The following is a 26184-nucleotide window of genomic DNA, read 5'->3' as shown; positions in this document are numbered from 1 at the left end:
GCTCCGGTGAAAGAAAAAGCGTTCGACTTGCATGTATTAGGCACGCCGCCAGCGTTCGTCCTGAGCCAGGATCAAACTCTCATAATGATTTGTTTGAACGATCCAAAGGATCGTTAAGCTCATAAAATTAAAACTTTGCTAGCTATTGCTTGCATGTATTTGCTTCATATAAACGAAGCGTCCTACACATTGGTTCGTTTGCTTGCTTTGTTCAGTTTTCAAAGGTCTACAGTGTTGCGTTGGCAACTTTTATATCATATCAGAGTGACAAGTGATTGTCAACACTTTTTATAAAAGTTTTTTTCGCTCGTTGTTTTGCAACAACGTGTCGGCTGCCTTAGCAACTTAATCATAATAACAAATGATTTGTTATTTGTCAACAACTTTTTTTAATTAATTTATTGTCATATCAACAACGATCAATCAATTTATTTTTGCGACTCAGTTATAATATCATCTGTTTCAGATTTGGTCAAGCACTTTTTCAATGTTTTTTGAAAAGTATATTTTGACCTGCTGGCGTTTTGCCAACGTTGATAAATTTACCACTCCTAACATGAAAGAGCAAGCTTTTTTTCTGAAATTTCTTTCAGTCCAAATGAAAGAAAAAAAACTACCATCAAGGTAGTTTAGTCAATGTCGATCGTTCTAAAACGGATCTGATTGTTTTCATCACGTTTTAAAATCGTTTCTTCTTTTAGATAGACGAATTTTTTTTCGCTTAGTTCTGGATTTTCCAACATGTCTTCATATCCAGTAAAAATATCTTGGATATATTTTTTGTAGGCTTTTTTCTTTTTGATTCTTTTTTTCATTCGGCACCGTCCTTTACGTGCTTATCTTAGCAAGTCATCCAGCTTCTGACAACTATAAATGGTGCTTTATGAAAAAATTTTTACCCTAATGAGCAGTTGAGAGCAATTTTTGATAGGCAAGGCGTGCGCCATCTGGGATGGGAAACTCGATATGACCGCAAAATGTGTAGCCTGCTGTGGTGATATTCCGCTGCATGGCCGTATTGGCTTGATAGGTATCGATTCTCAGATCAAAAATCCCTTCGTTTCGTGCAACTTCTTCTAAAGCGTGCAAAAGCTTTGCACTCAAGCGTTGGCCTTTGAATCGTGGATCAACGACCACACGATGAATGGATAAATAAGGCCCCTCTCCTAGCCACTTACCCTCAATCGCTGTATATACTGGGTCAATACCCGAAACCAAAGCTGCTGCCGCTGCAATTGTGCCTTCTGATTTTAGGAGATAGCTTTCTTGTTTTAGAATATCAGCTCTGATTTTATCCTCACTCGGTCCATATCCATTTTGCCATTGTGGTGATCCTTGAGCAGCCAATGCAGCGATACCTTGATGGATCAACTCCATCAATGCCGGCAAATCATCAATCGTTGCTTTATGCAATTCAAACAATGCGATCCTTCTTTCTTTAGCTTTTTATCAGTCAGTGATTGATTGCAGCTTTCCTCGAAAATCGTCAATATGTTGGTACCCTTTTGCTTTCATAATAGCTGATAGTTCTTGGTTCAAGCGCGCGAAAATAGCTGGCCCTTCCTTGTGAAGTTGTGTGCCGACTTGCAGCATACTGGCACCACACAACAAATGCTCATAGGCATCTTGTCCCGTTAAAATCCCACCCGTGCCGATGATATTGATTTCAGGCTTCAGCCGTGTATAAAAAGCGCGCACATTGGCTAAAGCTGTCGGTTTGATATAAGCACCACCTAATCCGCCAAAGCCATCTTTCGGTTTAATGACAACTGTATCTGTATCTGGATCAATAAACAATGCATTACCGACACTATTGACTGAATTGACATACATTAATGGAAATTGATTCAAGATATCTGCCATTTGATCGAAGTGTGCTAAGTCAAAATATGGCGGGAGTTTCACACCCAATGGTTTCGTAAAGAACGAAAAAACATTTTTTAATATAGAGGCAGTCAACTCAAAATCATAAGCAACTTGCGGTTTCCCCGGTACATTCGGGCAAGAAAGATTCAATTCAGTGATTCCTTCAAAAGCGCTGCTTTGGATTTTCTTCAATAAGGTAATGTTTTCCTCGACATTCATCGCTGCGACTGAAAAAAAGAAAGGTGATGCGTGCGGCATCTCAGCTTGTTTTTTGATTGCGTAGTCGAGATAATAATCCAAGCCGCGGTTTGGCAACCCCATCGAGTTGATACTCCCTAAAGCTAAATCGATATAGCGTGGTTCCGGATTGCCTTCTCTCGGCGCGACAGTCGCACTTTTGGTCACAAATGATCCAGCTTGCGAATCTGCCAGTTCTTCCATTTCTTCAATCGTCATACAATGAACACCAGAGGCATTCATAAAAGGATTTTGATACGTGTAAGGCCCGAAATTCGTTGTTAACATGGATACGATCCCCCAATCTTTTCAAATAGTTTACCTGTAGGCAATGGAAAAATCAATGGGGATGAAGTAGAATCCTCCTTAGTATTTGTGGGAATATTCGTCTTTGGCTGAAGGAAGCTTATCTAGCTAAAGAGTTGAACCTTTTACGCTGGTATCTCAAAAGTCCAGTATCACCAATTACATATAAGGTATATTTTCCGTGTCCGACAGTAAATTCCAGCCTTTCACGTTGTCCAATTCAAATCATAAATAGTATGTGATGCTTTGTCTAGCAAATCCATTCGCATTCATGTCATCACTGGCACGCATGCTTTTATCGACTAATCGAGCAGAAACAGTAGTTTCTGCTGCCGCTTCGTTTCTCAAAAATTCCACAATTTTATATAGGATGATCACAATAAACACAAAGACAAATACTGTTGAGAAAACATGCATACACGACATTCCTTTTCTATTCCATCGAATGATCTGTAAGTAGATACTCAGGTAAACAAAATTTTCTCCCCTATTGTGCATTATTTTTACCACGTGTTTGTATACAAAAAAACCTTCCATCCATTGTTGAACAGTGAATGAAAGGGTGCGTACTTTATTATTTGATCTATATCATCTATCTTGTGAGAACAGCAAAAAGTTCCTACCTAATCCCCAACGCAATCCGGGCATAACGACTCATTTTATCGGTCGTCCACGCTGGATACCAAACTAATTTGACTTCTGGATTGCTGACTTCTGGCACATCAGCTAAAGCTTCGTGGATGGATTCAGTCAAGACATCTGCCAAGGGGCAGCCCATCGTTGTCAATGTCATCTTAATGACTGTATGACCTGATTCTCCATCGAATTCTACCTCATAAACCAAACCTAAATTGACGATATCAATCCCTAGCTCTGGGTCGATCACGGTTTCCAATGCAGCGAGCACACGCTCTTTGATTGCTTCTACTTCTGTTTCTGTATATGCCATAGCTGGTGACCTCCTTATTTCTTGTAACAAATCATACCTTCTTTTGTGCCGTTTGTAAATGGAGAATCCATGATCAAGGTCGGGTCTTTTTGTGGATCTTCAGCTCAGGAAAGACACCGGTGGTTTTGAATGTGCGTTGTTCATCATCCGTCGCAAATCGGCCAGTGATCGATTGTGTCGGTACGAAATTGATAAAGGCATTGCCATCTGCTTCTAACACCGCTTGTTCTAAGTCGTACATCTCATAACGGGTGACCACCATCATGATCATATTGCCGGGAACACCAGAATAGCCGCCGACAGAAGGAAACAATGTCATGCCGCGAAAAATGTGCTTCGAAATATTTTTACCTACTGCTTCGGCATTCGTAGTAATGATCATCGCTGTCACTTTTTGGTGACTGGTGTGGAGCATATCTACGACATAGCTCATCGCAAAAATTGAAATAATCGTATATAAGGCACTTTCCCATGAAAAAACGAAACCAGAAACCATTACAATGATTCCATTTAGGATAAACATATATTTACCCACAGTTTTACCAGTGGTTTTCGACAAGATCAAGGAAAGGATATCCATGCCGCCTGTCGTGAACCCCATTTTCAACGAGAAGGCCACGCCAACACCTAGTAAGACGCCGCCAATCAACGCATTGACCAAAATATTGTCCGTGATCGCCCCTTGAGGAAGGATCATCGTCAATAGTGAAACAACGACAACGTTGATAAAACTCAGCAATGTCGATGATTTGCCGAGCTTAATAAAGCCCAAAACAAAAATCGGCAGATTCAAGATAAAAATGAATAAACCAGTACTTAAGTGAATCCCTAGATGATTCCACGCCAAAGCGACGATCAATTGTGCCACCCCATTCATGCCAGCTGACAATACTTGCGCTGGGATCAAAAAGAAGTTCAAGGCAATGGCGGCTGTAATACCCGAAAGCAAGATGACGCCTATTTTCTTTAATTGTTCAGATTGTTGATGTTTCGTTATTAAATTACTCACTCACAGTTAGCTCCTTCACTAAAAAATCTCCTTCCAAAGAATAGCAGTTTGTGTCAAAAATTGAAACAATTATTTGCAAAATTTTACTTTTGATTCCCTGAATCTTTTCGAACATGGTAGAATGAAGACAAACCTTTAATGAGGAGGATGAATAATGGCCAAAGAAGCAAGCTTTGATATCGTATCAGAGATCAATACAGAAGAAGTCAAAAACGCCATTCAACAAGCAGAAAAAGAATTAAAGAATCGCTTTGATTTCAAAGGATCAACCGTTGAGATCAAAATGGACGGCAGCAAAATGACCGTGGTCGGCGATGATGATTTCAAAGTTGAACAAATCAAAGATGTCTTGTTCGCAAAATTGATCAAGCGCAGTGTACCCACCAAAAATATCCAATTTTCAGAAACCGAACATGCCTTAGGAGCAAAAGCCCGCCAAACGGCTGAGCTGATCAATGGTATCGACAAAGAACAAGCAAAAAAAATCACGACTGCCATCAAAAATGCAAAATTGAAAGTCAAAACACAGATTCAAGACAATCAAATCCGCGTCACTGGGAAAAGCCGCGATGACTTGCAAGAAGTCATGCAACTTTTACGGAAACTGCCTTTGACGATCGATCTGCAATTTACAAATTATCGATAAACAATAAACAGGCGCTATCCAGGTCACGTTGGTCTGGATAGCGCCTATTTTTGTTTTATTGATGCCAAAATGCCTCTAGCTGCTGGCTGATTGCCTCAGGGCTGCGGACATGTTGTGCATGTTGCCAATGCAAAGGCAGCAAAGATCGGTAGACTGGCGTCTGAAACCGTTGATCCAGAAGCAGTACCACGCCAGTATCCGCGGTATCCCGAATCACCCGTCCGGCAGCTTGCAGCACTTTATTCATGCCCGGCAATTGATAGGCATAGGAAAATCCAGCGTGATTTTTTTGGTCGTAGTAACTGCGGATCAATTCCTGCTCATGATTGATTTGCGGCAAACCTACACCAACGATGGCCGTACCGATCAACCGCTCCCCTTTCAAATCGATCCCTTCAGAAAAAATCCCTCCTAATACACAAAACGCAACCAGTGACTGCTGGACATCGCCTGCTTTGTTTTGACCACCAGGGGTAAACCGTGCCAAAAAGGCTTCCCGTTCAGGTTCATTCATGGCGGTTCCCTGAATCAACAGATCGATTTCAGGATACTGGCTGGAAAACAGTGCAGCGACATCGTCCAGATATCGATAAGAAGGAAAAAAGACCATATAGTTGCCAGTCTTGGCTGCCACCATCCGCTGGATTGCTTCCACGATCAATGGCATACTGGCAGTTCTTTGGTGATAAGTTGTTTGGATATAGTCGGCAACAACTATTTTTTGCTTTTCCGGTGGGAAAGGACTTGGTAAACGATAGCGTAATGCCTCTTTTCCGCCCCCGAGGACTTCTTGATAATAAGGCAAAGGCGAGAAGCTTGCTGAAAACAACAGACTTGCTTTGCCTTTGTCTAATACATTGCTCAAAAAAGGCGCGGGTTCGATACAAAATTGCTTGATTTGCACCCCGTAAGCATCGATTTCGACGGTTGTTTCGTAGTGATCATCATAAAACTCGCTGATTTTCAGGTAATAATTGATATCAAAATACGCCAGCAAGACATCTTCTTGCCTCGGATCTTCTTCGTTGGCCGGCAACCATTCCTGCATCAACTCTGCCAAAGGACGCAAATGTTTCAGCAGTGTGTCATGGGGTGCCGCTTGATGATGATAGACCCAATCTTCTTCCTTGGCTAAAGCAGCGATTTCCTTGAAATCCTTGTCAACCTTCTTGAGCGCCCGTGTCAATTTCCCATGCGCTTTAGGCAGTTTTTTGATCAAGTCTTGGAACAGTTGTCTTTGCAAAGCAGCGGAATACATTTCCTTTGAGCGATTGACCAGATTGTGGGCTTCATCCACCAAAAAGAAATAGTCTTCTTCTGGTTCTTCAAAAAAGCGGCGCAAATAAACAGTCGGATCAAATAAATAATTATAATCCCCAATGATCACATCACAAAACACGCTCACATCTAATGATAGTTCAAATGGACAGACTGTATGCTTACGCCCATAGGCCTCGATCACAGCACGAGTGATCTGATTTTCATGATTGAGGAGATCCCACAATGCTTCATTGATGCGGTTATAGTACCCTTCGGCAAATGGACAATGCTCAGGTGTACAGTTTCGCTCCTCCAGAAAACAGATTTTGTCTTTGGCTGTCAGTGTCACACTTTTGGTTTCACTTCCTGTATCAGCTAACTGCTGTAAGGCATCTTCTGCGACTTGGCGCGTGATTGTTTTGGCAGTCAAATAAAAAATACGGTCGCCGCCCTCTTCTCCTAAAACTTTCAGTGCTGGGAAAATCGTTGAAATCGTCTTCCCAGTCCCAGTTGGCGCTTCGGCAAACAATCGTTGCCCTGTTTTTAAGGTTTTGTAGGCAGCAGCAGCCAATTCCCGCTGCCCTTTACGAAAGGTATCATAAGGAAATTGCAGCAACTGCAAGGATGTGTTGCGGACTCTCCGCCAATTTTCTTCAAAGACCATCCATTTATGATACTCCTGCAACAACGATTCATAAAAAGAAGCCAATGCGTTGATTGAGAAACTTCTGCGGGTACGGGTAATGATTTTTTCCGTTGTCTGATAATAGGTCAACTGTACATCGATTTGATCGAGGGGCTCAGCCGTGTCAGCGATCGTATCTTGGCTTTCTGGATGTTCCTCTTCCGGATTGCCATTTTCCCGCAACAAAAACAAATAAGCATAGACCATACCTTGAGCAAAAAATAGATCGATCTGATCCGCTTGGATATCTTCATAGTAAGGTTCAGATGTCTTGATCTCATCGATCACCCAGCAGGATTTTTCGTGATCGAAAAAAAGACCATCCGCCCGTCCTTCGACAGTAATCCGATCTTTCCCTACTTGGCTTTCATGCTTCAAAAAGACTTCTTTCTGATAGTCTTCCCCTGCTTCTTTTTGTAATTGGCGATGAATACGGGCACCTTCTTGCGCGGTATGGCTGCTGACGCGGCGGCTATCAATGTCTCCTCTGCGCAAGATAAATTCGACTATTTTTCGGACTGCTACTTTTCCTTTATACACATGTTCACCTTCTCGTTTGTCATTATAGCTGAAACCTTGATTTTGTAAAAGCGAACACAATAAAAAGACTGCCTGGCAGACAGTCTTCTAAAAAACTGACCAGACAGTTTGTTTAAACAAGGTAAAAGGAAAACGCTACTCTATCGATCTTTTTTTGCAGGTTGCCTTTATTCATCCACTTGAATATCATAGCGGACGCCATTTTCATCAATGGCTTGTTTGCTGGCTGGATCAAAGATAAAGGTAAATGTTTGGTCGGCTGTTTTTAACAATAACCGATCATTTTCGATTGTGTAAGATGCATCTGTAAAGTCCGCCTGATAAATTTGATAAGGGTCATCCGTCATTTTGATTGACGTCTGTGAAAAATGCCGGTCAAAATCGTCATTGATCTGTTTTTCATACGCTGTCACAGTTTGCGGATCAGCCACACTATCTTCTTCTATATCTGCGATTGGCAAATACTGCTTCACGATCGTCAATGCATGTTCATGGTAATCATAGACGCCTTGACTCTGAGGGAAGGAAGGGCTGTCTGTTTGGATCAACAGCAAATCACTTTCGCCATTGACAACAGCACCAGAAGCTGCTGAAACCGGTGGTTCAGTCGAATGATTGATCGCGAGATTCTCTTCGCCACAACTGGCAAGCAAAAACAGACTGATACTGCTCATCAAAAGTATACCCACTCTTTTTTTCATCGAAGCCACCTTCTTTCATCAAATAGATTCACACGCACCGTATAGATATGTCTGAACGATCAAAGATCCTTTTCTATCAGAAACCACTTACAGTATAACAGGCGGCTTTTTTCTAAAGGGTTTTCTAAGAGAAATTTTCGGAATCCCACTTTATTTCCGAGGATGATTCTCACTGAATTATGGTTTAAGGTCGTTTTTTTTCACAGAATCTTTATTTTCTTTTCTAAAGCTCATTTTTCTTCTAAATGCGCTGCACGAAAAAAGGATGGCTTTTTTCCCTATCGGTATGCCAGTGGAGGTGCACAAAAACCTTTCTTTGTTTCGCAGACTACTTTGAGCTATACTAAAGGTGGAACTATTTTTTTATTCGATATGAGGAGGTTCTATATGAAAATCATCGGTTTAGTCACAGGCCCTGTACAAGAGAATTGTTACCTCATCTGGCATGAAGATACGCTTTTGATCATTGATCCAGGTGCTGAAGCTGCAAGACTGATCACTGAGATCGACAAAACAGGGGCTGTACCGCAAGCCATTTTGCTGACGCATACCCACTATGATCATATTGGGGCAGTCGATCAACTACGAGCGTATTATGATATTCCAGTTTACGTCAGTCCGCTGGAACAAGATTGGTTGAGTGATCCTCAGAAAAATTTATCTGGCCGTCATCCAGATCTTGGCGCCATCACAGCCAGACCTGCAGAAGAACTTTTGGAAATGAAAGATTACCGTATCGGTGGGCTGTCGTTCCATGTCGTCCCAACACCTGGCCATTCCATCGGCAGTGTCAGTTTTATTTTTGATTCTTTTGTCGTTGCTGGTGACGCCCTCTTCAAAGGCAGCATTGGCCGAACCGATTTACCCACTGGCAACTTAGAACAATTGCTTGAAAGCATTCAGAGTCAATTATTTGTTTTGCCGAATCAAATGGCTGTATACCCTGGCCATGGCGAACCAACAACAATCGAAATCGAAAAAAGGACCAATCCGTTTTTCAATCAATAAAAGACGATAGTGAATGGAGGAAATGGCAATGACCAAAACAGAGCTTTATGTCGTACGACATGGCAAAACAATGTTCAATACGCTGCAGAGAGTCCAAGGATGGTGTGATACCCCTTTGACCCGAACTGGTGAACAAGGCATTCATTATTTGGGTCTGGGCCTGCGGGATGTTGCGTTTACGGAAGCAGTGTCCAGCGACAGCGGCCGGGCGATCGAAACGATGCGTTTGATTTTAGGAGAACATGTACGAGGACCAGAGATTCCTTATCATATCGATAAACGGATTCGCGAATGGAGTTTCGGGTCTTTGGAAGGCGGTTATGATGCTGAAATGTGGGGCGTCTTGCCTAGGATCTTGGATTTCCCTGACTATGATGATATGATCGCCAATCATGTCACCTTCGAAGCGATTGCCAACGCGATCCATCACGCAGATACAGCGAATTGGGCTGAAACCTTCGATGTGCTGACAGAACGGGTCAAAAACGGTTTTGAAGATATTGCCTATCGGGTCGAGAAAAAAGGCGGCGGGAATGCATTAGTTGTGTCCCACGGCTTAACGATTGCTTTCTTGCTTCACTTGATCAACAACGAAAACAATGTACGGATGGATATCGATAACGGTTCCGTGACCCGGCTGGTCTATGAAAATGGGACATTTTCGATTGCAGAAGTAGGCTCAACTGACTACATCAAGAAAGGCGTTCGTCTTTCACAAGAATTATTATCTTAAGACAATCGCCACGTTTTATGCGCAGTTTTCTTTGTTGAAAACTGCGCTCTTTTTTTGGAAAAAGATTGGTATTCTGCTAGAGAAACGGTATACTGATAATTGTATTTTGTTTAAGAAAGGAAGGACTCAATGTTTTTTACTAATTTCATAAAAGCAATTCTCTTTGGTATTATCGAAGGAATCACTGAATGGCTCCCTATTAGCAGTACCGGGCATTTGATCTTAGCGGATGAATTCATCGGGTTGGACGTCACACCGGAATTCATGACCATGTTCAATGTCGTGATTCAGTTAGGCGCGATCTTAGCCGTCGTTTACTTATATTTTCATAAACTGAATCCCTTCTCGCCCCAAAAGAATGCGCTCGAGAAAAGGAATACTTGGACATTATGGTTCAAAGTAGTTGTAGCAGTCTTGCCATCTGTGATTATCGGATTACCACTGGATGATTGGCTCGATGCACATTTCTATAACTTTTTATCAGTGTCGATCGTTTTGATCATTTATGGTATTGGCTTTATCGTGGTTGAAAAAAGAAACAAAAATCAAACCCCTAAATGTACGGATTTGAATCAATTTACTTACAAAGCTGCCCTGATCGTGGGTATGTTCCAAGTACTGGCACTCATTCCTGGTACTTCTCGTTCTGGCGCGACCATTCTCGGCGGGATCTTGATCGGCGCTTCTAGATTCGTCGCTGCGGAATTCTCTTTCTTCTTAGGGATCCCTACGATGTTCGGCGCAAGCGCCTTGAAAATCTTCAAATTCCTAAAAGACGGCAACGCCTTTGACTTACAAGGAACTGTGATCCTGCTGACAGGGACGATCGTTTCATTCATCGTTTCTGTGATCGCGATACGTTTCTTGATGAATTATATCAAACGCAATGACTTTACTGTATTCGGCTGGTATCGCATCGTTCTTGGTGTGATTTTGATCGGTTATTGGCTGACACAGCTATAAAAAAAACTTCCAAGAAAATTTTCTTGGAAGCTTTTTTTTACGTGTTCTTGATGACCATGCCATCAATAATATCCACAGCACTTTCAGTGTCATTGATGATTGATTCAAAGCGATCATAGATATCTTTCCATTTAATGATCTCCAACACATCTGTTTCATCAGTGAACAAGGCCTTTTTCATTTGTGAGTATAACAGGTCCGCTTCTGACTCGATGGCATTGACATCTGTGATCATCTTGCGCAATGTTTTAGAATTTTTAAACTTAGGAAATTCTTTTAATGCCGTTTCAACCCCTTGGGTCGCTTGGGTGATCATGTCAGCAAAACGTGCAGTTTCTGGGCGCAAAGACTGAATGACCAAATTTTCGAACAAATAAGTCAACCCCATAATGCCATCTAAAATGTCATCTAAACGCTCTGAGATAATCAAAATATCTTCCCGATCGATCGGCGTGATAAATGAATCGTACAATTCATTGGTCAACGCTGCGATCACTTTGTCCCCTTCTTTTTCTAATGCATGGATCTCCGCTGCTGCTTCAGTTAACGCTGTTTCTGAGTATTCATGGATCAGAACAGAAAAACGTTGTGCCGCTAAATGGCCATTGGTTGCCAATTGTTCCATCGCTGCAAAATAATCAAAACTTTTTTTACGTGCCATTACTTTCTCTCCCTCACAAAATAAACAATAAAACTTTTACCATCAGATATGCAATGAGTCCGCAACCCGGGAATGTCAAGATCCAAGCGTAGATCATTTCCTTCACGATCCGCCAATCGACACTTGAAAAGCGTCTAGAAGCCCCAACACCCATGATCGCGGTTGTTTTGGTATGGGTCGTTGAAACGGGGATCCCAAACACAGAAGATAGGAACAAGCAGATTGCTGCAGTTACGTCCGCTGCAAATCCTTGATATTTCTCCAACTTGACCATATCCATCCCAACGGATTTAATAATTTTCATCCCGCCGACGGATGTTCCCACACCCATTGTCAACGAACACAGTACCATGACCCATAAGGGGATTGCAAAACCGCTGCCACTTTTTTCGACGATATCGTTATAGTATAGGCCTAACATGAAGACACCCATAAACTTCTGCCCGTCTTGCGCACCATGCAAAAAAGCATTGGCACCAGCTGCGACCGCTTGCCCCACTGTAAAGATTTGATTGGCTTTACGCCTCGGTGTGTCTCGAAAAAGCCATACGATCAGCTTCGATATCAGAAACCCGCCGATAAACCCCATTAACGTTGAAACAACTAAACCGATCAATACTTTGATCCATTCATTGCCATTGACAGCATGTAACCCACCAAGAGCCATTGCAGCGCCTGTCAGACCAGCGATCAAGGCATGTGATTCGCTTGTAGGGATGCCAAAATACCAAGCAGCCACTGTCCAGACAACGATCGAGAAGAGCGCTGCTGCCAAAGCTATTTGTGACACTCGGAAACTGCCCCCAGAATCGAATGTTACGATATTACTGATTGTTTCAGCCACTTGGGCATTGAAATACGTCATCACCAAGACACCTAAAAAGTTCATGACCACAGCCATGCTAATCGCAACATTTGGGCGTAAAACTCTAGTAGAAACAGCTGTCGCGATCGCATTTGGTGCATCTGTCCAACCATTGACGAAAATGACACCCAATGACAATACAATCGTTATAAATAAAGCGATACTCACATTAAACCCTCCATTTGAAAATTCCGAAGTTATCATAGCATAGAAAATCACCGTTGTGTAAACTTTTTGTAACTATTCAATAAAAAATGTGTAAAGATACATTTTACGACAGATATTCAAATGAATTAGCCATTTAATTTGCTCTTTTTTCGTGTTAAGTAAAATTTCTTTACAACTTTTATTGCAATCGGCAAGCGCATTAGGTATAATGACTAGTGTTGATTTATACGTTTTTTCAAACGTAATTGAACTTTTTTTTCGGAGGTGAAATACATGCCAAACATTGAATCTGCAATCAAACGCGCGCGTACAAGCGAAGCGGCTAATGCGAAGAATTCATCTCAAGTAAGCACAATGCGTACAGCGATCAAAAAATTTGATCAAGCTGTTGAAGCTGGTGCTGATAACGTAGATGCGTTATATAAAGATGCTGTTAAAGCAATCGATATGGCTGAGACTAAAGGATTGATCCATAAGAACAAAGCTAGTCGCGACAAATCTCGTTTAAGTAAAAAAATTGCCAAATAAGCAAATTAAGAAAGGTGAAGCAATCGTTGATTGCTTCACCTTTCTTTTTATTTTCTGCTTTTTCCATGGCGCAAGACAAACAATTGAAACAAAAGTGTCTTGTCCATTTGACCGCTTTTGACTTGATAATCATTTTCGATCAACTCATCATACAATCTAGCCAAATCTTCAGCAGCAAGGCCCCTTGTCTGCTGCATGGCCAATTTGACCCGATAAGGATGGATCCCAAGGGTTTGAGCAATATTGGCTTGTTGGTACCCCACCTTCATCAAAATCGATGTTTGCAGCAATAGCCGAACTTGACTGATCAAAATCGCATTGATTTTGATGGTTTCTTCTCCTTGTAACAGTAGATCATCGTATAAACGCAGCGCCTCAGAAACATTGCCCTTCAATACATCACTGGTCAATTCGAAGACATTATGTTCCAACGTTTTCGGAATCAATTCTTGGACGATCTCTTTTGTGATTTTACGGCCATCACCGGCATATAAACGCAATTTTTGCAATTCCTGCATTGCTTTAGTCAATTGCAGATCCGTTAAGCGCAAAAACAAGTCAAAAGCTTCTCTGGTCATTTCGATGCCATCATTGGTCATGGTTTGCTGCAAATAATTACGGACATCCTGTTCTTTCATCGCTGCAGTGTCGATGACCACTGCTGCTTTTTTCAATTGTTTCGTGATTTTCTTCCGCTCATCCATCTTATCTGCTAGAAGGAACAAGACCATGACGGATGTTGGCTCAGGTGATTGGATATAGTTGACAAAGTCCTCTAAGTCATGTTCTGGTCCATTGCTCTTCTTTTCTGCGGTCAAAAAGAAGGGCCGATCAACAAAAATCAAGCGTTGATCCCCAAAAAAGGGCAAGGATTGTGCTTCTTGGATCACCAAATCAACGGCATCTTTCTCCAAATCAAATGTGGCAAAATTCAAATCATCTTTTGAAACAGAAAAACGGGTCAAAAAAGCCTCTCGGACTTGATCTTGTAAAAAAGTTTCGCTGCCGACCACCAAGTAAATGGGTTTCAATGTATCGGTACGAATCGTTTGCAGTGCTTTTTGTAAATCCATTGCGATCCCCACTTTCATCACTATCCTACCATTCCTGATTGGCTTCGTCTAGCCAAGTCTGCAAGGTCAGCTGCTGTTTGTTTTCTGACCAGCTAAATTGGATCATTCCATGATGATCCGTTCTTAGGACTGCAGAACCCGTCAGTCGATCCAGAACTTCTTGATGGGGATGGCCGTATCGATTGTTGCGGCCGCAAGAAACGATGCCATAGCGGGGTGACAAGTGCGCAATAAAAGCCTCTGCTGTTGATGTCCGACTGCCATGATGCCCCAATTTCAACACGTCCACCTGTAACGTTGGATAGTGTGCCAACAGGTCAAGTTCACCTGCTTGATCTAAATCACCGGTGAATAAAAATGAATGTGAGCCAAGATGTGCTTGCAAGACGAGAGAGTCTTCATTTTGTCCTACGCCATAGGCTGGTGCCAACACATGCAGGGACTGCTCGTTCCCAATTCTTTGTCCAATCTCTGTCCATATCACTTCTGTAGACGCAGGCATATCTTTCAACAACGCAGCGATCCGCGGATCTTCTTGACTGCCTGGTACCAAATATAATGTCCTAACAGGGATCGACTGCATCAGGAATAACGCATCTCCGATATGATCGGTATCCCCATGGGTCAAAAACAGACCGGTGATTTCATTGATGCCCTCACCTTTCAAAAAAGGCACCAATGAGTACGCAGCCCCGGATTGATAGGAACGCTGTTGCCAGGCCTGTCTTTCAAAGCCCAACGTGCCACCAGTATCGATGACATAGACCCCGCGATTTCTTTTTTCCTGGATCACGATACTATCTCCTTGCCCGACATCGACAAAAGAAATCGTGGGTACAACCTGCCATTTCTGATACCCAATAGGCAGCAAAATCGTGACTACTAGGAGCCAGAGCACTTTTCTTTGTTGATAACAAATCACACCTACAATCGTACAAAGCAGCGCGACTGATACTGGTAATGCGCCAATCGTCAGAGAACCATGACGTAAATGAAACAACGCACCTTCCAGTAGGTCTAAACATATTTCAGCAATAGCAATCACAGGCGCCAACGAAACGACCAAACTCAACACAAAAAGCAAGAAAACACCGGGCAGCAAGACCGTTGTCATCAATGGATAAAATAAAACGGTTGCCAGTCCGCCGAACAAAGGGATCTCAAAAAAAAGACATGCGAGTATAGGTCCTGCCAACAAGGTTAGCAGCTGGCCACTGACGAAACGATGAAAACGCGGCCTAAGGCTATTGGTCATCAGCAGTAAAAAGGTCATCAACAGACATAACTGACCTGATAGCTGCAGCAACAATTTAGGCGCAATGATCAATAAAATCGTTAAAATAATGCCATAACGATCACTCGCTGACCATGATTTGGCTCTTGCGGTCATCAAGGCATTCAACATATAGACCAATACTGCGCGAATCACACTGATACTGCCGCCAAACAGCACAATGCTGCCGCCTAAACAGCATAATACCGGCAGGCACATTTCCTCAGGTGTAAAATGCAGACGGCGAAAAATATAGGTCAGTTTTTGAAAGAAGAAAGCCACATGCATGCCAGAGATCGTAAAGAAATGCAATAACCCACTCCCGCTAAACAAATCCCGCAACACCTGAAACTCATGATCCTTATAGCCAAAGAGCAAAGCATTGATATAAATACTGATCCGCGAAGGAAAAACACGTTGGACATGTGTGATTGCAGCAGCACGCCATTTTCTCAGAGGCACTACTGACTGATCTTCTGTGCTTTTCTGCCAATCTGTCAGTTCGATCGTACCCACAAAGTTGTGATTTTTCAAATAGGCAGCGTAATCGAACCCATGCTTATTACTTGCACCTTGGGGATGAACCAGCCGCCCATCGCCAGTGATCGTGCCCTGCCAATCTTGACGTCTTTGCCACTGTTCTTTTTCGGCTTCCGTTTGGACTTGCAACCGCACCATAACTTTGCCTAAAGCCATTTTCCCTTCAAACGTGACCAAATCCCCATTGATTTTGATCGTATCCGATCGAACGCTGAGAGAGCCGCTAAAGGTGCCTTCAGCAACTGTTGGCGTCTGTGTCCAATATATACGGGCTGCAATCACTACGCAGCAGCACAATACCACCACACACAAAAAAGCTTGTCTTCTCCAGACAAGCATCATGAAATAATAAACTGTGAGCAAAGCGAGACAGACAGACTGTACTAGATAAGCCGTCGTTCCCAACGCCAAGATCACCCCAAGAAAAAGATAAGAATCATTCTGCTGTGTGTTGGACAGTCGTATCATTCAATACGCCGAAAGACAGCTTTTCAAAATAGATGGGATCGAGCACAACTTGGTGGACGGTAGCACCAACTTGTTGAATCAATTCCATCGCATAGGGATCATTACGGTAATCATTCAAGTAATGGATCCTTTTGACTCCCGCTTGCAAAATGGCTTTCGTGCAAGGCAAACAAGGAAAATGGGTGACATAAATCTCCGCCCCATCTGTAGATACACCTAATTTGGCACATTGCAGTAATGCATTCATCTCAGCATGGATCGTGCGGATACAGTGATTGTCTACAACATGGCAGCCTTCGTCGATACAATGAACATCGCCGCTGACAGACCCGTTATAGCCACCAGCAATAATGCGGCGGTCTTTCACAAGGGTTGCGCCGACCTCTAATCTTGAACAAGTACTGCGTAATGACAATAGGACTGCTTGCGCCATAAAATATTGGTCCCAGGGAATTCGATTTGTCTGCATGTAGTTACTCCTTTATATTCGATTACTTCTATTCTAATTGTTTTTTTGCTTTTTTCAACCGTCATTTCTTGGTGGTCTATTATTTAGATGATGCATTGCTGTTTCAACCTACAGTGATCAATTCTTTTAAAGCGTCAAAGGTTTTGTCGCCGATACCTGTGACTTTAGTGATCTCATCGATTGTTTTAAAGAACCCATGTTCTTCGCGATATTGGATGATCGCCTCCGCCTTCTTTGCGCCAATGCCTGGTAAAGTTTGCAACTGACTTGCATCTGCTTGATTTAAGTCGATCAATGCATTGGCAGTGTCGTCATGAGCGACATCGCTTTGTTGCGGCAGCTCCAGCAAATGGCTCTCATCTTTATGCAGGATCAATACCATTTGCTGGTCTTGTAAGACTTGGGCTAAATTTATCGCAGTTTCTAACGCGTCTTCTGTTAACCCTCCAGCCTGTTCGATCAACTCATACATCCGGGCACCTGTTTTTAATCGATAGATACCCGGCTGGCGCACTTGTCCTTTGATATCAATCACAATCTCGTTACTCTCGGCTTGAGAACTGTCTTCTAGGTTTTTCTCTCCCGCTACCATTTCAGAGGATTGACCAGCAGCATCCGTCATGTCATCCCAGTTCGTTCCTTGGTCTTGCGAGAAAGGTGCGAACCAAATAATCAGCAAAACCAGCAGAACAGCACCCGCAAGTATCATCCGCCAGTAGTCTTTAAACATTTTCCATTGATCCATTTTCACCACCTCATAGATGAAATACGCAAAAAGGAATCAATGACAGAAAAAAAGCCTTGATTTCTCAAGACCTAATGATTTGCTGTATTTCAGCCATCGATTGGACGGTATGGTCAGCGGATACTTCTTTTAAAATGCCTTCTATGTCATAAAAAATTGTTTTGACGTCTGCACCTTGCCCTGCAAAAACATCCATCGTGCGATCGCCGATCATGACAGTCTGATCTTTGTCTAGTTGATACTTTTCGACAAGATAAAGCAAGGAAGTTGGATCAGGTTTGCGGGGAAAGTTGTTTTCTGGACCAACGATCTCAACAATCAAGTGCGCCAGCTGCTCTTTTTCTAACAATTCTTTCGTTGAGATGACATCCCGGTGGGTCAAAATATAGTTCTTGCCACCAGCAGTAACGACAGCCTCTAATGTCTCTTTTGTCCCATCGAAAGAAAGAGGCAGACGATCATCTAGTGCTTCATTGGCTTTGAATTTTTTAGTGAATTCTTGGAAATCCAAGTTGTATTTTTCAGCAACTTTTTTGGAAGACGAATCTTTCAAAATATAGTAAATCTCCGCTGGATCTGGATCGAATCCATACTCTTTCAATGTCTGAATAAAAGCTTTCAACATGATTGGGTAGCTGTCATAAAGTGTTCCATCAAAATCCCATATGTAAGATTGGTACATGATATCCCTCGTTTTCTCACTTTTTCAAACGAATGAAACTTCCATTCATTTTCTGTAACTCTAAAAAAGTTTACCACACTTTGATGGGTTTGTCTTATTTATGAAGGGATTTCCTCCACAAGAAAAAACGCCATCGACCTTGTTACACATCCATTTGCTCAAATCTACATGCAAAGGGATAGGTTACAGGTCAATGAACGTTCATCCGGTATTCGAAAACTTACCAGCTGCCGGAAACACCGCCACCACTGCTGCTTCCTCCGCTAAAACCGCCAAAATCACTAGAGGAACTTTGTGTATCTGCAATCACTTGTTCTTGATGAGACACATGCGTATTCATCATCACAAAGAACAATGCCATATTCATTCCTTGAGGATCATACTCTTGACGAGCGTTGTTTAAAACCGCTTCTCGATCAGAAGCATCAAATGAAGATAATTTTTGAGCCAGTTCAGGATGTTTTTGATAAATCTGCGTCAAGTCAACTTGAAACAGGGCATCAGTTTTAACTTCTGCAAACACATCTGACACTTCTTTGGGAACTGCTTGAACCATCTCAGGATAGGACGCTCTTTCCGTCACAAGTTGGGCTAAGTAGCGACCTTGTTCACTTCGCCTTCTGATCTCTTCTTTGGCTTGCTTGGCTATTTCTGCTCGATAGGCATCTGCTAAAGGCAAATTCTCCGGTAACACATCATCTGACAAATCATCATCTGCTAACCGTTCAGACACTTCTCTGCTTAATTGTGCTTGATAGGTTTTTAAGGTGTCATGCTGCGTAAGGATCAACTGACCGAATTGTTTGAGGGTAGTTTTTTTCTTCAGCAACAGATTTGAAAAATAGGAATCAATCACAGGATTCATCAAGCCATGTTGGATCACTCGGTTATCTGTTGTCGAAAATCCAGTGATCGAACTCAATTTCGCTGGCACATAGGTACTCGTCACATACTGCGTAAATGCACGTTGGCAATCTTTTGCTGTCTGATACTGATGGTAACGCTGATAGTTCTTTCTATTGCTCGCCCATTTCAAAAATTCTTTCTGTTGAAAGTGAATGTCTTCTTGCAGATGTTTTGGCACCGGCAAGTATTCTGCAAATCGCTGTTTGGTTTTAAGATGGCGAAGACTGATGAACCCGATAAGCCCCGCTGCTGTGGCGGCTACGACGCCACTAACGATTTTCCCAATAGTGAACCACATCTGCTTGTTGGCTTCTGCTTCTTGGGCTCGTTTTTCTGCTAACAGTTGATTCCCATCTTGATAGATCGTCCCTAAACCAATCGTTTCATCCGCTTCTTTCATGTGCTGATAGACTTGATTAGACGCAGCCAATATCGCGGCATCATAATCTTCATCTCGTAATGCGTCTTTGGCATCTTCATCCACCAAATCATCTTCCGATAGCACACTGAAGACATAGGATAGTCCATCGCCATACCCTAGACGAAATGCACGATCATCAATCGCAAAGAGAAACAATAGTCCATTATTGTCCTCTGGGTTTCCTAAACCATACTCGTTGAACAGCGCCAAGTTGCGCGCTTCAATTGATTGTCCATCCAAGGAAGGAATCGTGATCACTGCGTATTCTGGCGCGCCGGTCAATGATTGAAACCCCTCTTTGTTTAAGGCATCGATTTGTTCAATCGTCTCTTGTGAAAGAACCCCCGCATCATCACGGACAAATGTCTGTCCAAAAGCAATGGATGGCTGAAAGACAAAGAACCCCATAATCCCAACAATAACTATCATCCCAATTTGGCTTATTTTCTTCATTTTACCACCCCTTTTATTATTGTGTTATCTTGCATTGTATTCGATTTCAAACGAGAAAACATCCGTCTTAAGCATGAAAAAACGAGCAACAGGACCAAAAAACCTTTAAAAGACAGCCTGTTGGTCTGTCTTTTAAAGGTCACTTTATCATATATTTTTACAAAATGAACAGGTACTAATTTTTAAACGAATGGATCGGTGCTGGAATCCGACCGCCACGTTGAATGAAGTCTGTCGATTTCGCTGGGTTGACTTTCATCACAGGCGCAGTACCCAATAATCCACCGAACTCGATCCGATCACCAATCTGTTTGTCCTTCGCAGGAATGATCCGCACAGCTGTTGTCTTGTGATTGATGACGCCAATCGCTGCCTCATCTGCGATCATCGCCGCAATCGTTTCAGCAGAGGTGTCGCCAGGAATTGCGATCATGTCTAGTCCGACGGAACAAATCGCTGTCATTGCTTCCAATTTTTCTAGATTCAATAATCCAGCTTCCACCGCTTTGATCATCCCAGCATCTTCTGACACGGGAATAAATGCGCCGGATAACCCACCGACATGATTACAGGCCATCACGCCGCCTTTCTTGACTGCATCATTCAACAGTGCCAGTGCGGCCGTTGTGCCATGGGTACCGACAGATTCAAGCCCCATCTCCTCAAGGATCAAGGCTACACTATCGCCGACAGCCGGGGTTGGCGCCAATGAAAGATCGACGATACCAAATGGTACACCCAGACGCTCAGATGCCACTCGGCCAACCAACTGGCCCATCCGCGTAATTTTAAACGCTGTTTTTTTGACGGTTTCCGCCACAACGTCGAAAGACGCTCCCTTGACTTTTTCCAAAGCCCGTTTGACCACACCTGGGCCGCTGACACCGACATTGATTTCAACATCAGCTTCACCTACCCCATGAAAAGCGCCAGCCATAAATGGATTGTCTTCCACTGCATTGGCAAAGACGACCAATTTGGCACAGCCCATATCAGAGGCTGCGGCTGTTTTCTTCACCGTTTCTCCCATCAATCGAACCGCGTCCATATTGATTCCTGCTTTGGTTGAACCGATATTGACCGAGGAACAGACAAAATTAGTTTCAGCTAAGGCTTGCGGGATCGATTCAATCAATGCCAAATCAGCACCTTGATAGCCCTTTTCAACCAAAGCGCTATAGCCACCGATAAAATTGACCCCAACAGTTTGCGCCGCGCGATCCAACGTTTTGGCGATCTTCACGCAATCCGCAGGTGTCGCATGACAAGCAGAAGCCACGATAGCGATGGGTGTCACGGAGATTCGCTTATTGATGATCGGGATCCCATATTCACTTTCGATGTCTTCACCCACTTGAACCAAGTCTTTGGCTTTTGTAGTAATTTTCTGATAAATCTTCTGACAAGTATTCTCGATATCCGCATCAATACAATCCAACAAGGAAATCCCCATCGTAATTGTTCGAATATCTAAATTTTCTTCTTCAACCATACGAATGGTTTCAAGTATTTGACTAGTTTCCATTTCGGCCTCCTAAAGTTTATGCATCGTATCGAAAATCTCTTGATTTTGAATGCTGATTTTGACACCTAAAGATTGTCCAAGTTGATGGAGTTCTTCCCGGATACCATCAAAATCACTCGTTGGATCCAATGCCAGAAGCATCATCATCGTAAAATAGTCCTCCATGATCGTTTGCGATACATCTAAAATATTGATATCTAATGCCGCCAATTTTTGACTCACTCCTGCGATGATGCCTACCTTATCTTTGCCAATAACGGTCAATACTGCTTTCATTTTACAACCGCCTTTCCATAAATTTTTCTTATTATAGCACAAGAAAACCGCAATTTCGATGATTGCTCAGACGAAATCACGGTTATAGTCAAACATTGTTCGTTATTCTACCCGTTCGATCAAGTTCATTGCTGCATCGAATTCGTAGATGATTGGTTCCGCATTAGGGATCTTGATCGTATCCATCGCATCCTCAGGCACATTTTCTACATACTTGACCAATGCCCGCAAACTATTGCCATGACCCGTGATCAACACGTTCTTGCCCTCAGCGATCAGGGGGACCACTTCATCTAGCCAAAACGGAACGATCCGTGCGACAACCATCTCGAGATTTTCCCCTTTAGGTACCAATCGTTGGTCCAAATGATCGTAACGACGATCAAAATCATTGGTTTCCACGTACAAAGGCGGTTCCTTGTAGCCACGACGCCAACGCTGGACTTGTGCTTCCCCGAACTGGGTGATCATGTCATCTTTGTTGACCCCAACCAATCGACCATAATGCCGCTCATTCAAACGCCAGGTTTTCATAACAGGGACCCACAATTGATCGGTGGCTTCTAACACCGCATTGCAGGTTGTCAGTGTCCGCTGCAACATTGAGGCAAATGCATAATCAAATTGAATCCCTCTACTTTTAATCGCTAAGCCTGCTTGCCATGCTTGCTGCTGTCCTTTTTCGGTCAAAGGCACATCTAACCAGCCCGTCCAGTAATTCGCAAAATTGGCTTCACTTTCACCATGGCGAATCAATACAACTTTCATCTAAACGCCTCCCTTTACATTCGTTTCTATTATCGCAAGAAATCAACAATAAGTCTGTTTAGACGTGCTGTGCACCCTGTCTGATACACAAAAAAACTGCACGCCGATGACGTACAGTTTTGACACAAAGATTAATCTAAAATCGTTACTTTGACGGTGCGTCGTCCCCATTGCTCTGCTTGGGCATTGGTTGGGAAATGAACATCGATGATATTGCCTTTGATTGCACCGCCAGTATCACTCGCAATCGCTTCGCCGTAACCTTCAACATACAATCTAGTTCCTAATGGAATGACTGAAGGATCCACTGCTACTGCCATCGGATTTTCTAATAGGTTTTGGCCAGTTGCTGTCACTGTACCGCCCCCCAATGTATCTGCCGGATCAGAGCTGTAAGCTGTTGATTCCATCGTTAAAGTTGTACCTGAATAATCGCTTGCATCCGTTGCTTCAGTTGAAGTGGTATCTTCAGTTGATGTTGAATCATCTTTGCTAGATGCAGTTTTCGTTGATGTTTTCGTTGATGTTTCCGCTTTGGCATCTGTATCGATCACCAATGTTGTGCCATCATAAATCATATTTGGATCATCTAGATCGTTTTGATCCGCAATCGTTGCTACATGATCAATATCGCCAAAATATTTTAGTGATAAAGCCGTTAAAGTATCATCCGATGTCACCACGTGTTTGACTTCATCTGCATGTGCGGTCGTGCTCATAGCTGCCAAGCTTGCAACAGCAGCCGTTGTAAGTAATAAAGATTTGATTGTTTTCATATGTGTAATTCCCTCGCTCTATGTAAGTTTCGTCGTAACGACTTGAACAATCATAACAGCACACCAGAATTTTTTGGTAACAATCTTGTGACGAAATATTTCACTTCGGTATGATTCATTAAACAAGCTTCTAAAAATGGGGATTATTTTGTTTAAACACTGTTATATCAGCAAAAAACCGAAATACTCTTCTTCATTACTTGTAATAAAGCAAGCAGCATCATCTGTTTTTTTATGAGAAATCATGGAAAAAGCCCACATGTAACCGATTAGCTCAATCAAGAATGACAACCATGTAACAATATGTCAATTTTATTAAAAAGGTGAATAAATGAAAAAAATAATGGAAATTTTTTTTGCTTTTTTCATTGAAGCTTATTGACTTAGCGCGTGTTTATGCTATGATATGTCTTATCACTTATATGTATTTTTATACATTTTTAAATTTTAAACTGCATGTTTACAAAATGCATACACAAAAGGAGCGTTCACATGAAAAGGTTCAACAAAGTACTGATACTCTTTGGGTTGCTAATGACCCTCTTGCCCTTTTTCTTTGTTCAGCAAGTCAAAGCGGCAGAAACTGATCCAGTCTATGATAAAATCAAAGCCAATGGTCAATTGGTTGTGGGGCTTTCAGCCGATTATGCCCCCTATGAATTCCATGCCACGATCGACGGCAAAGATGAGATCGTTGGTTTCGATATTTCCATTGCACAAAAAATCGCAGATGACCTAGGTGTTGATCTGAAAATCGAAGAATTAGGTTTTGATGCTTTATTAGGTGCCTTGAAAACCGGCAAGATCGATGTCGTTATCTCTGGGATGGCAGCGACTGATGAACGGAAAAAAGAAGTGAATTTTTCAAACACTTATATGGAAGTGCAGCAAAAAGTCATCGTTAGAGCCGAAGATGCTGACACGTTCCAATCTACGTCAGATTTTGATGGTGTAGCCGTTGGTGCCCAAAAGCAAACGACCCAGGAAGAACTGGCAAAAACTGAATTAACTGGATCCACTGTCACTTCACTGCAAAAAGTCCCTGACTTGATCACCAATCTAACATCAGGAAAAATCGATGCGATCGTCATGGAAGGTCCAGTTGCGGATGCGTACGTGATGTCAAACGACAAGTTGGCGATAGCAGACAATGTCACATTTGAAAATGGCACCAAAGAAACAGCTGTCGCAATCTCAAAAGAAGCACCCGTCTTATTAGAAAAGGTCAATGCCTCCATCGACACGATCGTCAACAACGACTTATTGACTCAATATCAAGCCGAAGCCAACGCATTGATGTTTGGTGATGAAGATACCGTTGAACAAGGCTTCTTTGCCAAATATGTGCCTTTTTATATCTCAGGGACCGGCTATACGATTTTTCTAGCTTTTGTTGGTGTTTTGTTCGGTTCGATTGGCGGTAGTTTGCTGGCATTCATGAAATTATCTAAGAACAAAATATTGAAAGTCATCGCAGCTGTTTATATTGAGTATGTTCGGGGAACACCTTTGTTGGTACAAATTTTTATTGTATACTTTGGTACAGGGGTCTTAGGCCTTGATTTGTCGAAAGTCACAGCTGGCTGTATTGCATTGGCCTTGAACAGTGCTGCTTATGTCGCAGAGATCATTCGAGCTGGCATCAACGCCGTCAACAAAGGACAGCTAGAAGCCGCGCGCTCGCTGGGAATGAATCAGATGCAAGCCATGCGCTTCATCGTTTTCCCTCAAGCAATCAAGAATATTTTACCTGCATTAGGCAATGAATTTGTCACAGTGATCAAAGAATCCTCCGTTGTTTCTGTGATCGGTGTATCCGAATTGATCTTTCAAACCGGGGTGGTTCAAGGCGCCAGCTTCAAACCATTCTTGCCTTATGTCATCGTATCATTGATTTACTTTGTATTGACCTTCGCTCTATCACGTTTGTTGGGCGTTGCTGAAAGGAGAATGAAAACTAGTGATTAAAATCGACAAACTTGTGAAAACATATGGTGAGAACACCGTTTTGAATCAAATCGATCTAGAGGTAACATCTGGTGAAGTCGTAGTGATCATCGGGCCATCCGGCAGCGGCAAAAGTACCTTTTTACGTTGCTTGAATTTGCTCGAACAACCAACTGATGGTCAAATCACCTTTGAAGGCAATGATCTGTTGGCAAAGAATGTCAATATCGATCAGATTCGCCAAAAAATGGGGATGGTTTTTCAAAGCTTCAATCTCTTTCCCCACAAAACAGTTTTAGAAAATCTGACCCTCAGTCCAATCAAAGTCAAAAAAATGGCGCCCGCTGCGGCCGAAAAAACCGCTCAAGATTTGCTGGCACAAGTCGGTTTGGCAGATAAAGCCAACAGTTATCCGGCGAGTTTATCCGGCGGGCAACAGCAGCGTGTAGCGATTGCCCGCGCCCTGGCCATGGACCCAGACGTCATGCTCTTCGACGAACCAACTTCCGCTCTTGACCCTGAAATGGTCGGTGAAGTATTGGCGGTCATGCAAACACTGGCTGAAAAAGGCATGACGATGGTCGTCGTGACCCATGAAATGGGCTTTGCCAAAGAAGTGGCCGATCGGGTCATTTTCATGGCCGACGGCATCATTCAAGAACAAGGAACGCCAGAAGAAATATTTGATCACCCACAAAACAGCCGAACCCAAGATTTCTTAAGTAAAGTATTATAAA

The 26184-nt window shown here is 42.7% G+C and carries 27 protein-coding genes and 1 rRNA gene; 7 read left to right on the top strand and 21 right to left on the bottom strand.

Annotated elements, in window-relative coordinates:
• From AEQ18_RS13365 to AEQ18_RS13335, 7 genes are all read right to left on the bottom strand, one after another.
• Positions 1-87 (bottom strand): 16S ribosomal RNA (locus AEQ18_RS13365); the annotation flags it as partial.
• Between the two features lie 542 nt (positions 88-629).
• Positions 630-815 carry a hypothetical protein gene (locus AEQ18_RS13360; protein ID WP_054116830.1) on the bottom strand — a complete coding sequence of 62 codons (186 nt, stop codon included), beginning with the start codon at positions 813-815 and terminating at the stop codon, positions 630-632.
• Between the two features lie 85 nt (positions 816-900).
• The gene (locus AEQ18_RS13355) at positions 901-1377 is read right to left on the bottom strand and encodes a GNAT family N-acetyltransferase (RefSeq protein WP_054116850.1); all 477 of its coding nucleotides are present in this window, start codon (positions 1375-1377) and stop codon (positions 901-903) included.
• A 72-nt stretch (positions 1378-1449) separates the two neighbouring features.
• Entirely contained in the window at positions 1450-2391 is a 942-nt protein-coding gene (locus AEQ18_RS13350) for a dihydroorotate oxidase (protein WP_054116829.1), read from the bottom strand.
• Between the two features lie 243 nt (positions 2392-2634).
• The gene (locus AEQ18_RS15975) at positions 2635-2826 is read right to left on the bottom strand and encodes a DUF2500 family protein (RefSeq protein WP_054116828.1); all 192 of its coding nucleotides are present in this window, start codon (positions 2824-2826) and stop codon (positions 2635-2637) included.
• Between the two features lie 202 nt (positions 2827-3028).
• Positions 3029-3358 (bottom strand): metal-sulfur cluster assembly factor, encoded by a 330-nt coding sequence (locus AEQ18_RS13340; protein WP_054116827.1) that lies wholly within the window; start codon positions 3356-3358, stop codon positions 3029-3031.
• Positions 3359-3431: 73 nt separating this feature from the next.
• On the bottom strand, positions 3432-4367 hold the full coding sequence (locus AEQ18_RS13335; protein ID WP_054116826.1) for a YitT family protein: 936 nt from the start codon (positions 4365-4367) through the stop codon (positions 3432-3434).
• Between the two features lie 154 nt (positions 4368-4521).
• Between AEQ18_RS13335 and AEQ18_RS13330 the strand changes: the two genes are divergently transcribed.
• Positions 4522-5013 (top strand): YajQ family cyclic di-GMP-binding protein, encoded by a 492-nt coding sequence (locus AEQ18_RS13330; RefSeq protein ID WP_054116825.1) that lies wholly within the window; start codon positions 4522-4524, stop codon positions 5011-5013.
• Positions 5014-5068: 55 nt separating this feature from the next.
• Here AEQ18_RS13330 and AEQ18_RS13325 read toward each other — a convergent pair whose 3' ends face one another.
• Together AEQ18_RS13325 and AEQ18_RS13320 are read right to left on the bottom strand one after the other, a co-directional pair.
• Positions 5069-7498, bottom strand: coding sequence for an ATP-dependent DNA helicase (locus AEQ18_RS13325; protein ID WP_054116824.1), 2430 nt, complete (start codon positions 7496-7498; stop codon positions 5069-5071).
• A 167-nt stretch (positions 7499-7665) separates the two neighbouring features.
• The gene (locus tag AEQ18_RS13320) at positions 7666-8199 is read right to left on the bottom strand and encodes a hypothetical protein (RefSeq protein WP_054116823.1); all 534 of its coding nucleotides are present in this window, start codon (positions 8197-8199) and stop codon (positions 7666-7668) included.
• Positions 8200-8586: 387 nt separating this feature from the next.
• Here AEQ18_RS13320 and AEQ18_RS13315 point away from each other — a divergent pair, with 387 nt between their 5' ends.
• The 3 genes from AEQ18_RS13315 (at position 8587) to AEQ18_RS13305 (ending at position 10903) form a co-directional block, all read left to right on the top strand.
• Positions 8587-9207, top strand: a complete 621-nt coding sequence (locus AEQ18_RS13315) for an MBL fold metallo-hydrolase (protein WP_054116822.1) — start codon at positions 8587-8589, stop codon at positions 9205-9207.
• Between the two features lie 28 nt (positions 9208-9235).
• Entirely contained in the window at positions 9236-9940 is a 705-nt protein-coding gene (locus AEQ18_RS13310) for a histidine phosphatase family protein (protein WP_054116821.1), read from the top strand.
• A 129-nt stretch (positions 9941-10069) separates the two neighbouring features.
• Positions 10070-10903 carry an undecaprenyl-diphosphate phosphatase gene (locus AEQ18_RS13305; protein WP_054116820.1) on the top strand — a complete coding sequence of 278 codons (834 nt, stop codon included), beginning with the start codon at positions 10070-10072 and terminating at the stop codon, positions 10901-10903.
• Between the two features lie 37 nt (positions 10904-10940).
• Here AEQ18_RS13305 and AEQ18_RS13300 read toward each other — a convergent pair whose 3' ends face one another.
• Together AEQ18_RS13300 and AEQ18_RS13295 are read right to left on the bottom strand one after the other, a co-directional pair.
• On the bottom strand, positions 10941-11564 hold the full coding sequence (locus tag AEQ18_RS13300) for a DUF47 domain-containing protein (protein ID WP_054116819.1): 624 nt from the start codon (positions 11562-11564) through the stop codon (positions 10941-10943).
• A 13-nt stretch (positions 11565-11577) separates the two neighbouring features.
• A complete protein-coding gene (locus AEQ18_RS13295; RefSeq protein ID WP_054116818.1) occupies positions 11578-12633 on the bottom strand; it encodes an inorganic phosphate transporter in 1056 nt (351 codons plus the stop codon).
• A 237-nt stretch (positions 12634-12870) separates the two neighbouring features.
• Between AEQ18_RS13295 and rpsT the strand changes: the two genes are divergently transcribed.
• Positions 12871-13125, top strand: coding sequence for a 30S ribosomal protein S20 (gene rpsT, locus AEQ18_RS13290; protein ID WP_054116817.1), 255 nt, complete (start codon positions 12871-12873; stop codon positions 13123-13125).
• Between the two features lie 47 nt (positions 13126-13172).
• Here the strand turns inward: rpsT and holA are convergent, their stop codons facing one another.
• From holA to AEQ18_RS13240, 10 genes are all read right to left on the bottom strand, one after another.
• Positions 13173-14198 (bottom strand): DNA polymerase III subunit delta, encoded by a 1026-nt coding sequence (gene holA / locus AEQ18_RS13285; protein ID WP_054116849.1) that lies wholly within the window; start codon positions 14196-14198, stop codon positions 13173-13175.
• A 25-nt stretch (positions 14199-14223) separates the two neighbouring features.
• On the bottom strand, positions 14224-16479 hold the full coding sequence (locus AEQ18_RS13280) for a DNA internalization-related competence protein ComEC/Rec2 (protein ID WP_054116816.1): 2256 nt from the start codon (positions 16477-16479) through the stop codon (positions 14224-14226).
• On the bottom strand, positions 16448-16948 hold the full coding sequence (locus AEQ18_RS13275) for a ComE operon protein 2 (RefSeq protein WP_054116815.1): 501 nt from the start codon (positions 16946-16948) through the stop codon (positions 16448-16450). Before AEQ18_RS13275 ends, AEQ18_RS13280 begins: the two co-directional genes overlap by 32 nt.
• Positions 16949-17051: 103 nt before the next feature.
• The gene (locus AEQ18_RS13270) at positions 17052-17693 is read right to left on the bottom strand and encodes a ComEA family DNA-binding protein (RefSeq protein ID WP_054116814.1); all 642 of its coding nucleotides are present in this window, start codon (positions 17691-17693) and stop codon (positions 17052-17054) included.
• A 64-nt stretch (positions 17694-17757) separates the two neighbouring features.
• The gene (locus AEQ18_RS13265; RefSeq protein ID WP_054116813.1) at positions 17758-18375 is read right to left on the bottom strand and encodes an HAD-IA family hydrolase; all 618 of its coding nucleotides are present in this window, start codon (positions 18373-18375) and stop codon (positions 17758-17760) included.
• 220 nt (positions 18376-18595) lie between these two features.
• The gene (locus tag AEQ18_RS13260; RefSeq protein ID WP_054116812.1) at positions 18596-20155 is read right to left on the bottom strand and encodes a TPM domain-containing protein; all 1560 of its coding nucleotides are present in this window, start codon (positions 20153-20155) and stop codon (positions 18596-18598) included.
• Positions 20156-20330: 175 nt separating this feature from the next.
• Positions 20331-21680, bottom strand: coding sequence for a PFL family protein (locus AEQ18_RS13255; protein ID WP_054116811.1), 1350 nt, complete (start codon positions 21678-21680; stop codon positions 20331-20333).
• A gap of 9 nt (positions 21681-21689) precedes the next feature.
• The gene (locus AEQ18_RS13250) at positions 21690-21956 is read right to left on the bottom strand and encodes an ACT domain-containing protein (protein WP_054116810.1); all 267 of its coding nucleotides are present in this window, start codon (positions 21954-21956) and stop codon (positions 21690-21692) included.
• A gap of 102 nt (positions 21957-22058) precedes the next feature.
• On the bottom strand, positions 22059-22724 hold the full coding sequence (locus tag AEQ18_RS13245; RefSeq protein WP_054116809.1) for a 2,3-bisphosphoglycerate-dependent phosphoglycerate mutase: 666 nt from the start codon (positions 22722-22724) through the stop codon (positions 22059-22061).
• Positions 22725-22855: 131 nt separating this feature from the next.
• Positions 22856-23500, bottom strand: coding sequence for a 3D domain-containing protein (locus AEQ18_RS13240; RefSeq protein WP_054116808.1), 645 nt, complete (start codon positions 23498-23500; stop codon positions 22856-22858).
• 492 nt (positions 23501-23992) lie between these two features.
• On the opposite strand from AEQ18_RS13240, the gene AEQ18_RS13235 reads away from it, so the two are divergent.
• Both AEQ18_RS13235 and AEQ18_RS13230 read left to right on the top strand, forming a co-directional pair.
• Entirely contained in the window at positions 23993-25468 is a 1476-nt protein-coding gene (locus AEQ18_RS13235; RefSeq protein ID WP_054116807.1) for an ABC transporter substrate-binding protein/permease, read from the top strand.
• The gene (locus AEQ18_RS13230; RefSeq protein WP_054116806.1) at positions 25461-26183 is read left to right on the top strand and encodes an amino acid ABC transporter ATP-binding protein; all 723 of its coding nucleotides are present in this window, start codon (positions 25461-25463) and stop codon (positions 26181-26183) included. Before AEQ18_RS13235 ends, AEQ18_RS13230 begins: the two co-directional genes overlap by 8 nt.
• Position 26184 lies beyond the last annotated feature (1 nt).

Source organism: Enterococcus sp. RIT-PI-f (assembly GCF_001297065.1).
In the GTDB taxonomy this organism is placed as follows: domain Bacteria; phylum Bacillota; class Bacilli; order Lactobacillales; family Enterococcaceae; genus Enterococcus_D.
Note: the sequence above shows the minus strand (reverse complement) of the source record. Positions and strands in the feature narration are given on the sequence as shown.